This is a genomic window from Burkholderia gladioli, from assembly GCF_000959725.1.
Lineage (GTDB): Bacteria > Pseudomonadota > Gammaproteobacteria > Burkholderiales > Burkholderiaceae > Burkholderia > Burkholderia gladioli.
In genome coordinates this window covers 3,173,587-3,187,818 of sequence record NZ_CP009322.1, presented here as the reverse complement: position 1 = coordinate 3,187,818, position 14,232 = coordinate 3,173,587, and the positions used below count along the sequence as shown (strand labels likewise).

Below are 14,232 nucleotides of genomic sequence, written 5' to 3'. Positions count from 1 at the left end.
AGCACTTGCCGTAGGTCCGGCAGCGAAGCATCGACCTCGATGGCCAAGCAATCGCGCGCGTAGGGCTGCAGTTGAATTTTATTTTAGGTCCGAGTGCTGACAAGGAAAAGAAATGAAGCTCATCGACGACGGTAATTTCTCCGGTTGGCTTAGAGTTGTCTTTTTTTAGTGGTTTAACCCTGGCCGTGGGAGGGATCGGACTTGACCAAATGCCCCGATGGATCAGAGCCGGAGCATTTCTCTCTGGCTTTGCGATGATGGCCCTTGGAGGCATTTCCAGTCGAGCACATATGCTGAAGATCAAGCCCTTCGATAGCAGCTACAAAAAGGCGCGCAAAAACTACGAAGCGAAGGGCGACGATTCGGATAGGCACTCATGATAGTGGATTAAGTTATTTTGAGTTAAAGCAGTGAGTCATGACAAACTGTGAGCAATAGCGATAGTTCAAATAAGATTAAAGGGGTGCTCGATTCTTATTGGCAAGGCGCTGTGAACGCCACAACGGGAAAGGTAGATGGGAATGATGCGAAAAATTAAACTGATCGAAGATGGGAATTTCCCTCGATGGCTGAGGTTGATTCTTGTCGTGATAGGGGTATTGATGATGTATGTTGCAGTCAAATTCATTCCGCCATCACCTTTTGGGGGAATTGTACTGCTATCCGGTTTTGGGATCGCGCTGGTCGGCGGATTTGCAAGTCGTGCTGCAATGTTAAAAATCAAACCATTTGACAACCGCTACAAGAAGGCGCGCGATAGTTATAAGAAGAATGATAGAGAAGACCAAGACAAGTCGAAATGAGAAATTCTCATCGGCTGCCGCTACTATTGCACACTACTTCAAGCTGAACCGCATGCTGTCGTGTAGCCAGGGCGATATGTTCGGCGCGCAGATTGAGGCAATCTTGTCGCCTACGAATGCTGGGGGTGCCCATCGCCTCGACGGCCGGTTCGATCCAGTCACATGGCAGGGCTTCATCCAATAAAAAACGCCGTTCAACGAAACGACTGAACGGCATCAAGACATCCATTTTTTCACCACCAAACCACCCGTCTCAGCCTTCCCCCTCACCTTCCCCCACCGGCCCAGCCATCCGCGCCCTCACGCGCTTGCGGATCTCCGAATCGAGGATCAGCCGCCCGCGCAGCTTGCCCTTCATGCGCTTCACATGCTTGGGCGCCTCGGTCATGTGCTCCACCATCAGCGCGCGCACCTTCTCCACGTCACGCGCTCGCGCCGCCTCGGTGATGGCGCGATGGATCGACACGTTGGCCTCGCCGAAACGCTTGTGCTCGGCCAGTGGCGTGTCGTTCCGGAATTCGATCAACTGCCGGATCATTTCGTTGATCAGCTCGCAGGTGAAGCGCAGAAACGGGTTCGGGTTGGCCGACGCGAGGATGTCGTGGAAGGTCATGTCCTCCTGCCGCTGGCGCACCAGGTTGCCGCGATCGTGCGGCCCGGCCGCGCCGTCGCAACAGGCGATGTTGGCCTCCAGCGCGGCGAAGTCGCGCTCGGTCAGGTGCGGCACCGCGCCGGCCGCCAGCTCCGGCTCCAGCAGCTTGCGCACCGTGTAGATGTCGTCGATCGACACGTCCTTGAAGAACAGGTAGTTCTGCAGCAGCTGCAAGGTGCGGTCGAGCGGCACCTCCACCACCATCCCGCCGCCGCCGGGGCCGGTGGTCACCTTGATGAGCCCCTGCACCTCGAGCGACTTCAGCGCCTCGCGCACGGTGCTCTTGCTGACCGAATAGAGCTGCTGCAGCTCGGCTTCGCGCGGCAGCCGATCGCCCGGCTTCAGGTCCTTCTCGGTGATCAGCCGCTTGATTTCCTCAGCGACCAGATCCGCGCGCTTCTGCTGCTTGATCTCGACCGCGACAGCCGCTTTCGCTCGCTCCATGCCCATCTTCCTGACTCCCTTCCTGTTCTGGCGGCGCCTGCCGGCCGCGTTGCGCGCGGTGGCGGTGGCCGGTTCGCGGTAGCGAATTTTGCCTGATTGACAGTGGATTTTGACATACCTAGGATCATGTTCATCCTATTTATCATGATAAATAGGATGAACCGATGGCCGCCCGAGCGAGGCGGCCCGAGCGATCGGCAGCCGGCCGGCTCGCGAGCGTCCATCCCCGAAGGAGCATCGACTTGAATCGCCGTGAACTGTTGAAACTGGCCGCCGCGTCGGCCATGCCGGGTGCGCTCGGCGCCCTTGCCTCCCGTGCCGCGTTCGCCGCCGGCGCGCCGCTCGAGCTGGCCTGCCCGGTGCCGATGTCGGGCCCGTTCGCGGCCAACGGCAAGTACGCCGACCTCGGCATGAAGCTGGCCGTGCAGCAATACGGCCAGGTGCTCGGCTCGCCGCTGTCCTACGTCACGCTCGACACCGAGGGCAAGCCGGCCACGGCGGTGCGCCGGGTGCAGGAAGTCGCGCAGCAGAAGGGCGTGCGCTACTTCGCGGGCGGCATCCTGTCCTCGGAATCGCTGGCGATGGGCAAGGAGGTGGAGAAGGCCGGCGGCGTGTTCATCACCACCGCGGGCGCCGACGAGATCACCGGCAAGGACTGCAACAGCGCCACCTTCCGCTGGTCGGTGCCGACCTTCGGGGCGATCGAGCAGACCGTGCGTCCGCTGATCAAGATGCTGCCGAACGCGAAGCGCTGGTACACCATCACGCCGCAATACGTGTTCGGCGAGGGCCTGCTGTCGGCCGCCAAGGCGATCTTCCAGGAAGCCGGCATCCAGCACGTCGGCAACAGCTATCACTCGCTGGCCGAGAAGGAATTCAGCGGCTACCTGACCAACGCCGTCGCCGCCAAGCCCGACGTGCTGCTGATCCTGAACTTCGGCTCGCAGTCCTCGGACACGCTGCGCCAGGCGGTCAGCTTCGGCATGAAGCGCAACTGCACGATCCTGATGGCCTGGGCCTCGGGCCTGGAGCAGTTCGAGACGCTCGGCGCGGATCTCTGCGACGGCGTGTATTTCGGCGCGCAGTATTGGCACGGCATCGATTCGCCGCTGAACCGCGATCTCGTCAAGCGCGCCAACGCGACCTTCCACGCCAACCCGAACTACAGCCTGGCCGGCTCCTACATCTGCACCAAGATCCTGCTCGACGGCATGCTCAAGGCCGGCAGCACCGATCCGAAGAAGGTGATCGCCACGCTGGAGGGCATGAAGTACGACGGCCTCACCGGCCCCGAGGAAGTGCGCCGCGCCGATCACCAGGTGCTGAAGAACTACTACCTGCTCAAGGGCAAGGCGAAGAACCGCATGAAGAACGCCGACGACTACGCCGACATCGTCAGCTCCGGCCAGTCCTTCCTGGCCGCCGACAAGACCGGCTGCAAGCTCGGCTGACGCCGCCCGCGAGACGATACGACGACACGACGAAGGCGGCGCCCGGTGCCGCCTTCCCTTCCTGCGGATCCTCCCTGCCATGAATGTCTATCTGCTGCAGATCGTCAACGGCATCGGCGTCGGGATGCTGTACTTCCTGCTCGCCGTCGGCCTGTCGATCGTGTTCGGCCTGCTGCGCTTCGTGAATTTCGCGCACGGCGCCTTCTACCTGCTGGGCGCCTACTTCTGCTACCAGGCGCTGCAATGGGAAGCGAACTTCTGGGTCGCGCTGCTGCTGGTGCCGCTCGCGGTGGGCGCCTTCGCCTGGCTGGTCGAGAAGCTGGTGCTGCGCCACGTCTACGCGCAAGCCCATGAATTCCACATCCTCGTCACGGTCGGCCTCGCGCTGGTGCTGCAGGAATGCGCGATCCTCGTCTGGGGCCCGCTCGGCGACAACGTGGCGGTGCCGGCCTCGCTCGACGGCGTGGTGATCTGGGGCAGCTTCGTTTATCCGAAGTACCGGCTGTTCGTGATCGGCTTCACCGCGGTGCTGGCCGCGCTGCTCTGGTGGCTGCTGGAAGGCACGCGGCTGGGCAGCACGGTGCGCGCCGGCAGCGAGGCGGCCGAGATGGTGTCCCTGCTCGGCATCAACGTGTCGCGCGTGTTCAGCCTGGTGTTCGCGCTGGGCGCCGCCACCGCCGCGCTGGCCGGCGTGCTGGCCGCGCCGATCCGCGGCGTCGATCCCTTCATGGGCATCGAGGCGCTCGGCGTCGCCTTCGTGGTGGTGGTGGTCGGCGGCATGGGCAACTTCCTCGGCGCGCTGGTGGGCGGCCTGCTGGTCGGCATCGTGCAGAGCGTGATGAGCACGCTGTGGCCCGAGGGCGCGCGGCTGATGATCTACGTGGCGATGGCGGCCGTGCTGCTGCTGCGTCCCAACGGCTTGCTCGGGAGGGCCGCATGATCGATGGTTCGAAACCGCTGGTGGCCGCGCCGCGCCAGGACGAGGCGGCAGAGATGCCCGACATGGCCGTCGACGGCGCCGCTGCGCGCGGCATCTGGCGCCGCCATTACGAGACCTGGCTGGCGATCGCGGTGGCCTGCGCGCTGCCGCTGGCGCTCAATTCCGGCTCGCTGGCCACCGAGGTGCTGGTCTATGCGCTGGCCGCTCTCGGCTGCAACCTGCTGCTCGGCTATACGGGCCTGCTCTCGTTCGGCCAGGGCATCTTCTTCGGCCTGGGCAGCTACACCGCCGGCATCGTGCTGACGCGCTTCGCGCTGCCCCTGCCGCTCGCGCTGGCCGCCGCCGTCGCGATCGGCGCGCTGGCCGCCGCCGTGGTGGGCTGGTTCTCGATCCGCCAGCGCGGCACCTACTTCGTGATGCTGACGCTGGCCTTCGGGCAGTTGTTCTACTTCCTCGCCTACACCACGCCGGAGCTCACCGGCGGCGACAACGGCCTGCTCGACATCCCGCGCCCGGCGCTGTCGATCGCCGGCCACACGCTGCTGCCGCTGGCCACGCCCTGGCAGTTCTACGGCTTCGTGGCGGTGCTGTTCGTGGCGGCGTTCTGGCTGCTGCGGCGCGTGACGTTGTCGGTGTTCGGCCGCACCTTGCTGGCGATTCGCGACAACGAGGCACGCGCCGCCGCGGTCGGCTACGACGTGCCGCGCTTCAAGCTGCTGGCCTTCGTGCTGTCGGGCGCGGTGACGGGCCTGGCCGGCGCGCTGCATGCGCTGATGACGGGCATCGCGCCGCTGTCCAACATCGACTACCACACCAGCGAGATGATCCTGGTGACCACCGTGATCGGCGGCACCGGCAAGCTGTTCGCCTCGGTGCTGGGCGCGGTGTTCTACGTGCTGTTCTCGGACTGGCTCTCGACGCTGTGGCCGCGCTGGCTGCTGCTGCTCGGCCTGGTGCTGATCGCCGTGAGCCTGTTCATGCAGCGCGGCCTGTGGGGGCTGGGCGAGCGCATCGTGGCCGCACTGCGCGGCCGCAAGGATCAAGGGAGGCAGGCATGAGCGAGGCGATTCTCGAGGCGAGCGGCATCGTCAAGCGCTACGGCAAGTTCACCGCGCTGGGCGGCGTGGACCTGCGCATCGCGCCGCGCACCGTGCATTCGGTGATCGGCCCGAACGGCGCCGGCAAGACCACCCTGTTCCATGTGCTGACCGGCACCGTGCCGATCAGCGCGGGCCGCATCCTGTTCGACGGCGCCGACGTCACGCGCGAGCCCGATCACCGCCGCGTGCGGCGCGGCATCGCGCGCTCGTTCCAGGTCACCAGCCTGTTTCCGAACCTGTCGGTGCGCGAGAACCTGCGCATCGCTGCGCAGGGCGTCGAGGCGCGCCGCGCCTTCAACCCCTGGACGCCGCCGCGCGGCGCGCTCGCGCAACGCGAGACGATCGACGCGGTGATCGAGCGGCTGGCGCTGCAGCGCTTCGCCGGCAGCGCCGCCAGCGCGCTCTCGCACGGCCAGCAGAGGCGGCTGGAGGTCGGCATGGCGCTGGCCGCGAAGCCGCGCGCGATCTTCCTCGACGAGCCTACCTCGGGGATGGGCATCGACGACCTGGACGACATGAAGACGCTGATCCGCGGCCTGCGCGACGACTACACGGTGGTGCTGATCGAGCACAACATGGGGATCGTGATGGACATCTCGGACACCATCACGGTGATGCAGCAGGGCCGCGTGCTGGTGGAGGGCAAGCCCGACGCGATCCGCGCCGACGAGCGGGTGCGCCGCGCCTATCTCGGCAACATGATCACGGGAGGCCGCGCATGATGCTCGAACTCGACGCGGTGCACGGCTACTACGGCAAGAGCCACGTGCTGCAGGGCGTGTCGATGACGATCGGCGAGGGCGAGACGGTTACCCTGCTGGGCCGCAACGGCGCCGGCAAGTCCACCACGCTGAAGGCGATCGCCGGGGTGGTGGCGCCGCGCCAGGGCCGGGTGAGCTTCGACGGCGCCGCGCTGGCGGGCCTCGCGCCGCATCGGATCGCCGCGCGCGGCGTGTGCTTCGTGCCCGAGCATCGCGGCATCTTCCGGCTGCTGACGGTGGAGGAGAACCTGCGGCTCGGCGCGCGGCGCGATTCGCCGTGGCAACTGGAGGACATCTACCGGATCTTCCCGCGCCTGAAGGAACGGCGCCGCAACGGCGGCGCGCAGCTCTCCGGCGGCGAGCAGCAGATGCTGGCGATCGGCCGCGCGCTGATGAACCGGCCGCGCCTGTTGATGCTCGACGAGCCGGTCGAGGGCCTGGCGCCGGTGATCGTCGAGGAGATCGTGGCCCAGCTCAAGCTGATCAAGGCGGCCGGCGTGGCGATCCTGCTGGTCGAGCAGAACCTGGAGGTCTGCACCCAGCTCGCCGATCGCCATTACGTGATCGAGCAGGGCGCGATCGTCTACCAGGGCGACAACGCTGCCTTTCTCGCGGACCAGTCGGTGCGCGACCGTTACCTGGGCGTCGGCGTCGCCTGAGCGACGCCGCCCCGCCAACCGAGGACACATCGATGCAAGTTCTGGATACCCCCCGCGGCGCGCGCGAGGACGCCGCGCCGGCGCTGCGCGTGAACGGCGCGCGGCTGTGGGACAGCCTGATGCAGCTCGCGCGGATCGGCGCGACCGACAAGGGCGGCGTGTGCCGCCTCGCGCTGACCGAGCTCGACCGGCTCGCGCGCGACCGCTTCTCGGCCTGGGCGCAAGAGATCGGCTGCACGGTGCGCGTGGATGCGATCGGCAACGTGTTCGCGCGCCGCGCCGGGCTGCGCGAGGACCTGCCGCCCGTGATGACGGGCAGCCATATCGACACCCAGCCCACCGGCGGCAAGTTCGACGGCAACTACGGCGTGCTGGCCGGGCTGGAGGTGCTGCGCACGCTGGCCGACGCGGGCCTGCGCACGCTCGCGCCGCTCGAGGTGGCGGTCTGGACCAACGAGGAGGGCTCGCGCTTCGTGCCGGTGATGATGGGCTCGGGCGTGTTCGCCGGGGCCTTCACGCTCGATCACGCGCTCGACCAGCGCGACCGCGAGGGCGTGTCGGTGCGCGAGGCGCTGGCCGCGATCGGTTATGCCGGCGAGGCCGCCGGCCCGCATCCGGTGGGCGCCTATTTCGAGGCGCATATCGAGCAGGGGCCGGTGCTGGAGGCCAACCAGACCATCATCGGCGTGGTGCGGGCCGCGCTCGGCCAGCGCTGGTACGACGTGACGATCCACGGCATGGAGGCGCATGCCGGCCCGACGCCGATGGAGCTGCGCCGCGACGCGCTGCTGCCGGCCGCCGCGTTGATCGCCGCGGTCAACCGCATCGCGCGTTCGCACGCGCCGCATGCGCGCGGCACGGTGGGCTGGGTCGACGTTCATCCGAATTCGCGCAACGTGATCCCGGGCCGCGTGACGCTCACCGTCGACCTGCGCGCGCCCGACGACGCCACCCTGAGCGCGATGGACGCCGCGCTGCGCGAAGCCTGCGCGCAGGCCGGCACCGAGGCGGCGATGACGATCGACGTGGAGCAGGTGGTGTACTTCCCGCCGCAGCCCTTCGACGCGAAGCTGGTGGGCGCGGTGCGCGAGGGCGCGGCGCGGCTCGGGCTGTCGGCGATGGACATCGTCAGCGGCGCCGGCCACGACGCGGTGTACCTGGCGCGCGTGGCGCCGGCCGCGATGATCTTCGTGCCCTGCAAGGACGGCATCAGCCACAACGAGATCGAGGACGCGAGCCCCGAGCACCTGGAAGCCGGCTGCAACGTGCTGCTTCACGCGATGCTCGAGGCCGCGAGCCTGGCCCCGGCCGGGGCGGCCGCCGGCGTGGAGGGCGCATGATGCGGATCCTGATCGCGCGGATGAACCACGAGACCAATACCTTTTCGCCGGTGCCCACGCCGCTGGCCGCGTTCGGCGCGAACGGGCCGAGCTACGGCGCCGAGGCCTATCGCGACAACAAGGGCATGCGCACCGCGATGGCGGCCTTCATCGACGCGGCCGAGGCGGCCGGCGCCGAGCTGGTCACGCCGATCTCGGCCGGCGCGAACCCGAGCGGGCCGGTGGCGGCCGAGGCCTATGCCGCGATCTGCGAGGCGATCGTGGCCGCCGCGCCGGGCTGCGACGCGGTGATGCTCGACCTGCACGGCGCGATGGTGGCCGAGAGCACGCCCGACGGCGAGGGCGAACTGCTGGCGCGCGTGCGAGCCGCGTTGCCGGGCGTGCCGATCGCCGTCGCGCTGGACCTGCACGGCAACGTCACGCAGGCGATGATCGACCACGCCGACATCATCGTCAGCTTCAAGACCTATCCGCACGTCGACATGTACGAGACCGGCGAGCATGCGGCGCGGCTGCTGTTCCACACGCTCAACGGCCGAGCCCGGCCGGTGCTGGCCTGGCGGCGGCCGCCGCTGCTCAGCTCGACGCTGTGCAGCGCCACCGCCGAGGGCGCGATGCAGCGCGCGGTGGCGGCGGCGCGCGCGGCCGAGGCCGAGGGCATGCTGGCGGTGTCGATCCTGGCCGGCTTCTCGCTGGCCGATATCGCGGCGCCCTGCATCAGCGTGGTGGTGGTCGGCGACGGCGACGCGGCGCAGGCCGAGGCGGTGGCCGCGCGGATCGCCGCCGCGATCTGGGACGAGCGCGACGCCTTCGTCTACCGCAGCCCGCCGCTGGCCGAGTCGGTGGCCGAGGCGCTGGCGCTCGCGCGGGGCGCCGAGAAGCCGGTGCTGCTGCTCGACCACGGCGACAACTGCATGTCGGGCGGCACCTGCGACACCATGGACCTGCTCGAGGCCGCGCTGGCGCAGGGGCTCGACGGCCTCGTCAGCGGGCCGCTCTGCGATCCCGAGGCGGTGGCGGTGCTCGTCGAGGCCGGCGTCGGCGCGAACGTCACGCTGCCGGTCGGCAACAAGCGGCCGGCGCGCGACGGCTCGCAACGCGCGCCCTTCATGGCGCGCGGCACGGTGCTGGCGCTCACCGACGGCGAATACACCATCACCGGACCGACCTATACCGGCCAGCGCGCGCACATGGGCCGCGCGGCCGTGCTCGACGTCGGCGCGGCGGTGCTGGTGATCACCGAGCGCACCCACGAACCCTGGGATCTGGGCGTGTTCGAGAGCGTCGGCGTCGATCCGCGCCGCGCGCGTTTCCTGTTGCTGAAGTCGCGCATGTACTGCCGGCCGGTGTTCGTGCCGATCTCGGCGGGCCTGGTCGAATGCGACAGCCGCGGCGTGACCGGTTCGGATTACGGATTGTTCGACTACCGGCATCTCGATCGGCCGGTCTATCCGCTCGACGCGGACACCGGCTGGGCGGCGCGCTGAGCCTCGCCCGCCGGGCCGCCGGGCCCCGTCTCGCGGCCGGCTCGGCAAGCCCTTCCTCGCGAACACGTCGCGCCGCCGCGCGCGACCTTTCCCTTCAGCGTCTACGCGGCCAGCATGCCCGCCAGCGTGACTCCCGCGCCGACCGGGTGATCGGCCCGCGGTGATTCGCCGAGCCGGCCGTTGCGAGCAGCGCCGTGGCCACCGGCAGCAGGTTCATGAACCTCGCGAGACGGCTCGGCCAGAGCCTGCGCGGATCTCCCAGCCAGAGCGCCGGCCGCATCGCCGAGGCCAGCCCGCCCACCGAGAGAATCAGCGACAGGCGACGCCGCGCCGTGCGGCAGACGCAGCATGCAAAAACGCCCCGACGGCGCTCGACAGCGCGTTTGACCACCATCGGTGCCTACTTGAAAACCCACGCCCGGCAAGGCTTCTCACCGCCCCGAATAGTCTTTCTTGCCGGCTGCGCCAGATCTTCTCGTTCGACGCGCCCGGGCCCCGGCGACGATAGTTGAGCCAACGGGAAGCGACACGGCTCCCGCCGAAACGAACCCTCTCAACCGACTCAAAGGAGCATCATCATGAAGCTGGCAAACAAGGTGGCAGTGATCACGGGCGGCACCTCGGGCATCGGCCTGGAAGCCGCGAAGCTGTTTCGCGACGAAGGCGCGAAGGTCGTCGTGTTCGGCACCAACGAGGCGCGCCTGAAGGACGCCGAGCGCGAACTGGGCGCCCAGGCCACCGCGCTGCGCGTCGACCTGCGCGACCCGGCGCAGATCGACCGGGCGATCGCCGAAGTGGTCGAAACTCACGGCCGGATCGACGTGGTCTATGCCAACGCCGGCGCGGGCAAGGCCGCGCCGCTCGAAGCGGTCACGGCGGAGCAGATCGAGGAACAGTTCTCGCTGAACGTGACGGGCCTGTTCTTCACGATCCAGAAGGCGGCGCCGCATCTGGTGGACGGCGGCAGCGTGGTGGTCACCACCTCGTTCCTCAACGAGGTCGGCACGCCGGGCCTGTCGATCCTGTCGGCGACCAAGGCCGCGGTGCGCTCGCTGGTGCGTTCGCTCGGCGCCGAACTCGCGCCGCGCGGCATCCGCGTCAATGCGGTGAGCCCCGGCCCGATCGACACGCCCTTCGCCACCAAGATGGGCATCCCCGAAGCCGACCTGAAGAAGTCGGGCGAGGCGCTGGCTGCCGCCGTGCCGCTCAAGCGGATCGGCTCGGCTGCGGAAGTCGCGAAGGCGGCGCTGTTCCTCGCCAGTGACGACGCGTCCTACGTGACGGGCGCCGAATTGGTGGTCGACGGCGGGCTGTCGCAGATCTGAGATCGGTGGCGATCCGGCGAGCGCAAGGCGCGCGCCGATCGGCCCGCGCCTCGAACGAGAAAAGCCGGTCCGCCTGGACCGGCTTTTTCACACCCGATGTATCGCCGGGCAGCGGCTTCGACGCCTCAGGCCTTCTGCCGCGCCCGATACGCGGCCACCTTCATGCGGTTGCCGCACAAGGCCATGCTGCACCAGCGGCGCCGATGCGACTTGGTGCGGTCATGGAACATCAGCGTGCAGTCCTCGCACTCGCACTTGCGCACCAGCCCGAAGTCGGCCTCGGCCAGCAGCTTCGCCAGCGCCTCGGCCACCGGCAGCAGCGCGGCGGTCGCGTTCAGGTCGGTGCGGCGCGACACCAGCTCGGGTTCGCCGCCCTTTTTCCATTGCAGCTCCAGGTGATGGCTGCCCGAGGCGAGCACGCGGTTCAGCGCGGCCGGGTCGCCCCATTTGCCTTCCTGGCGCTTCTCGACCAACTGCCGCGCCGCGTCGCGCAGCGCCAGCGCCGCCTCGCGCAGGCCGGCCGGGGCCGGGCCTGCATGGCCGGCCGGTAGCGCGCCGGCTTGCCTGAGCCAGTCGATCACGCTGGCGTCGCTGGCCAGCACGTCGGTGCGCGCCTCGCCGATGCCGTAGCGCGTGTTGATGAAATCGAGGGCGAGATCGTCGCCTATGAACAGGGCCGTCGAGCCGCCGGCCGGGCTTGCGGTGCTCATCCTGAACTCCCGGAAAGTCGATGGACGGATTGTAACTCATAAAAAATCTGTTGACAGGTTACTCATGCGCTACGTAACCTTTAAAAACGATATTGACGGTTACAGAGGGTGCGAGGGCACCCGCTGGCCGGCACGCGGATCTTTCGACCAACGGAGGTTTTGCCATGAAGATCAAGCAGGTATTGATGGGGGCGCTGATGACGTTCGGCGTGGTGGAAGGGCTGGCGGGCGGCGCGGCGGCGCAGGCCGCGACGACGGCGGCGGCAAGCGCGGCGGCCGCGCCGGTGGTGAGTCACCACTACGTTCAGGTCGACGACGTGAAGGTGTTCTACCGCGAGGCCGGCAACCCGTCGGCGCCCACCATCCTGCTGCTGCACGGCTTCCCGACCTCGTCCTTCATGTATCGCGAGCTGATTCCGCGCCTGGCCGACCGCTATCACGTGATCGCGCCGGACCTGCCGGGCTTCGGCTTCACGCAGAGCCCCGATCGCGCGCATTACGCCTACACCTTCGATCATCTCGCGCAGACCATCGACCACTTCACCGAAACCCTGCATCTCGACAAGTACGCGCTGCAGGTGTTCGACTACGGCGCGCCGGTGGGCTGGCGCCTGGCGGTGGCGCATCCGGAGCGCGTGACGGCGATCGTCACGCAGAACGGCAATGCCTATGTCGAGGGCCTGAGCGACGGCTGGAACCCGATCCAGAAGTACTGGAAGGATCCCTCGCAGGAAAACCGCGATGCGCTGCGCGAGTTCCTCAAGCCCGAGGCGATCAAGTGGCAATACACGCATGGCGTGAAGGACCCGGACCAGGTCGCGCCCGAGGCTTACACGCTGGACGCCGCCTTCGTCGCGCGCCCCGGCAACGACGAGATCCAGCTCGACCTGTTCGGCGACTACGCGAGCAACGTGGCGCGCTACCCGGAATTCCAGGCCTACTTCCGCAAGTACCAGCCGCCGGTGCTGGCCGTGTGGGGCAAGAACGATCCGTTCTTCCTGCCGCCGGGCGCGGAAGCCTTCAAGCGCGACCTGCCGAAGGCCGAGGTGCATTTCTACGATACCGGCCACTTCGCGCTGGAAACCAACATCGCCGACATCGCGCCGGTGATCCACCACTTCCTCGACCGCAACGTGCCGCGCCGTTGAACGCGTGAGGCGATGACGAAGCAATGAAGCGGGACGCGGCACGTCGAGCGATCGGCGTGCCGCGTCTTGTCGTACCTGCGCGCCGATTGACCGGCCCGGAAGCCGCTGCGAGAATCCATCGCACCATCGGTACCCGGTCACGAGCGGATCATGCGAGCCCCGAACAACCTGAATGCCCTGCGCGCCTTCGAGGCGGTGGCTCGGCACCTGAGCTACCCGGCCGCGGCGGCCGAGCTGAACGTGACGCCGGCCGCGGTCGGGCAGTTGATTCGCGGGCTGGAGAGCTATCTCGACGTGGAGCTGTTCCATCGCGCCTCGTCAGGCCCGTCGCGGCTGACGCTGACCGATGCCGCGCGCGCGGCGCTGCCCGAACTGCAGGGCGGCTTCGACCTGCTGTCCACGGCGGTCGAGCGGCTGCGCGCGAGCAAGTCGCGGATCGTGTTCACCGTGACGGTGCCGCCGGCCTTCGCCGACCGCTGGCTGCTTTGGCGCGTCGAGTCGTTCCAGGTCCAGCATCCCTATTACGACCTGCGTATCGACATGAGCCGGCACCTGGTCGACCTGACCGCCGAACGCGTCGACGTGGCGATCCGCTACGGCGCCGGCAACTGGCCCGACCTGGTGTCCACCTACCTGCTGCGCGACGATTTCTTCCCGGTCTGCAGCCCCGCGCTGCTCGAGGGCGAGCATGCGCTGACCAGCCCCGCCGAGCTGCGCCATCACCGGCTGATCCACGACACCTCGATGAGCGACTTCGGCGTGTTCCCGACCTGGCGCTCATGGCTGCGCAAGGCCGGCTACGCGAACCAGGTCGACTGCGATCGCGGCCTGCAGCTCAACGATTCCTCGTCGGCCTACCAGGCCGCGATCTCGGGCAACGGCGTGGCGCTCGGCCGGACCTCGCTGGTCGAGCGAGACCTGGCCGAGGGGCGGCTGGTGAAGCCGTTCGAGACCGAGCAGACCTGCGAGCTGGCCTACTACCTCGTGCATCGCAAGGGGCGCGAGAACGAGGCGCCGGTGGTGGCGTTCCGCGAGTGGCTGCTCGCCGAGGTGGGCGCCTAGGTAGGCGGAGCGCGTCGCGGCCTACTTGCGCGGCTTGCCCTTCGAGGCCTGCTTCGACCAATAAGGGAACTCGTCCTCATGCACCTCGAAGTCGAGTTCGGAGACGCGCCGCTGCATGTGCTCCTGCGCGTCGGCCACGGCGTGGTTGTAGATCGCCGGGCCGACCTCGTCCAGGAAGAAGGCCAGCAGCGCGCCGGCCGTGACGTTGCCGATCGGCTCCTCCATGTTCTGCTCGAAATAGCGCTGGAGGGAGGCGATCGCCTGGGCGCGGTCTTCCTTGGTCAGTTCGATGCTCATGCGGGCTCGCGGCGGTGAGAGGCGGGAGCGGACGATCTTAGCGCATGCCGCGC

The 14,232-nt window shown here is 68.0% G+C and carries 15 protein-coding genes; 11 read left to right on the top strand and 4 right to left on the bottom strand.

The genetic code is table 11. The features are described from left to right. The first annotated feature begins 515 nt into the window (after window positions 1-515). Entirely contained in the window at window positions 516-803 is a 288-nt protein-coding gene (locus BM43_RS38865; RefSeq protein WP_144417665.1) for a hypothetical protein, read from the top strand. Between the two features lie 7 nt (window positions 804-810). Here the strand turns inward: BM43_RS38865 and BM43_RS40415 are convergent, their stop codons facing one another. Both BM43_RS40415 and BM43_RS13830 read right to left on the bottom strand, forming a co-directional pair. After that, window positions 811-1,032 carry a hypothetical protein gene (locus BM43_RS40415; protein WP_144417664.1) on the bottom strand — a complete coding sequence of 74 codons (222 nt, stop codon included), beginning with the start codon at window positions 1,030-1,032 and terminating at the stop codon, window positions 811-813. Between the two features lie 24 nt (window positions 1,033-1,056). After that, window positions 1,057-1,905 carry a FadR/GntR family transcriptional regulator gene (locus tag BM43_RS13830; protein ID WP_036055207.1) on the bottom strand — a complete coding sequence of 283 codons (849 nt, stop codon included), beginning with the start codon at window positions 1,903-1,905 and terminating at the stop codon, window positions 1,057-1,059. Window positions 1,906-2,141: 236 nt separating this feature from the next. Between BM43_RS13830 and BM43_RS13825 the strand changes: the two genes are divergently transcribed. From BM43_RS13825 to BM43_RS13790, 8 genes are all read left to right on the top strand, one after another. Then, window positions 2,142-3,350, top strand: coding sequence for an ABC transporter substrate-binding protein (locus BM43_RS13825; protein ID WP_036055208.1), 1,209 nt, complete (start codon window positions 2,142-2,144; stop codon window positions 3,348-3,350). A gap of 79 nt (window positions 3,351-3,429) precedes the next feature. After that, a complete protein-coding gene (locus tag BM43_RS13820; protein WP_013691685.1) occupies window positions 3,430-4,290 on the top strand; it encodes a branched-chain amino acid ABC transporter permease in 861 nt (286 codons plus the stop codon). Window positions 4,291-4,352: 62 nt separating this feature from the next. Beyond that, window positions 4,353-5,348, top strand: coding sequence for a branched-chain amino acid ABC transporter permease (locus BM43_RS13815; RefSeq protein WP_226284937.1), 996 nt, complete (start codon window positions 4,353-4,355; stop codon window positions 5,346-5,348). Further along, window positions 5,345-6,112 carry an ABC transporter ATP-binding protein gene (locus BM43_RS13810; protein WP_036055210.1) on the top strand — a complete coding sequence of 256 codons (768 nt, stop codon included), beginning with the start codon at window positions 5,345-5,347 and terminating at the stop codon, window positions 6,110-6,112. Before BM43_RS13815 ends, BM43_RS13810 begins: the two co-directional genes overlap by 4 nt. Continuing rightward, window positions 6,109-6,810 (top strand): ABC transporter ATP-binding protein, encoded by a 702-nt coding sequence (locus tag BM43_RS13805; protein WP_013691682.1) that lies wholly within the window; start codon window positions 6,109-6,111, stop codon window positions 6,808-6,810. The genes BM43_RS13810 and BM43_RS13805 overlap by 4 nt, the downstream gene beginning before the upstream one ends. A gap of 32 nt (window positions 6,811-6,842) precedes the next feature. Further along, complete coding sequence (locus tag BM43_RS13800) at window positions 6,843-8,150, top strand: Zn-dependent hydrolase (RefSeq protein ID WP_036055211.1); 1,308 nt, start codon at window positions 6,843-6,845, stop codon at window positions 8,148-8,150. Further along, entirely contained in the window at window positions 8,150-9,637 is a 1,488-nt protein-coding gene (locus BM43_RS13795; protein WP_036057066.1) for a M81 family metallopeptidase, read from the top strand. The genes BM43_RS13800 and BM43_RS13795 overlap by 1 nt, the downstream gene beginning before the upstream one ends. A 578-nt stretch (window positions 9,638-10,215) precedes the next feature. After that, a complete protein-coding gene (locus tag BM43_RS13790) occupies window positions 10,216-10,962 on the top strand; it encodes an SDR family NAD(P)-dependent oxidoreductase (protein ID WP_036055212.1) in 747 nt (248 codons plus the stop codon). Between the two features lie 125 nt (window positions 10,963-11,087). Here the strand turns inward: BM43_RS13790 and BM43_RS13785 are convergent, their stop codons facing one another. Continuing rightward, window positions 11,088-11,672: a CGNR zinc finger domain-containing protein gene (locus BM43_RS13785; protein WP_017919494.1), complete on the bottom strand. Its 585-nt coding sequence runs from the start codon at window positions 11,670-11,672 to the stop codon at window positions 11,088-11,090. Between the two features lie 164 nt (window positions 11,673-11,836). On the opposite strand from BM43_RS13785, the gene BM43_RS13780 reads away from it, so the two are divergent. Together BM43_RS13780 and gcvA are read left to right on the top strand one after the other, a co-directional pair. Next, window positions 11,837-12,820: an alpha/beta fold hydrolase gene (locus tag BM43_RS13780; RefSeq protein WP_036055213.1), complete on the top strand. Its 984-nt coding sequence runs from the start codon at window positions 11,837-11,839 to the stop codon at window positions 12,818-12,820. A gap of 150 nt (window positions 12,821-12,970) precedes the next feature. Then, window positions 12,971-13,882, top strand: coding sequence for a transcriptional regulator GcvA (gene gcvA / locus BM43_RS13775; protein ID WP_013691675.1), 912 nt, complete (start codon window positions 12,971-12,973; stop codon window positions 13,880-13,882). 21 nt (window positions 13,883-13,903) lie between these two features. Here the strand turns inward: gcvA and BM43_RS13770 are convergent, their stop codons facing one another. After that, complete coding sequence (locus tag BM43_RS13770) at window positions 13,904-14,179, bottom strand: DUF2164 domain-containing protein (RefSeq protein ID WP_036055214.1); 276 nt, start codon at window positions 14,177-14,179, stop codon at window positions 13,904-13,906. Between the last annotated feature and the right edge of the window lie 53 nt (window positions 14,180-14,232).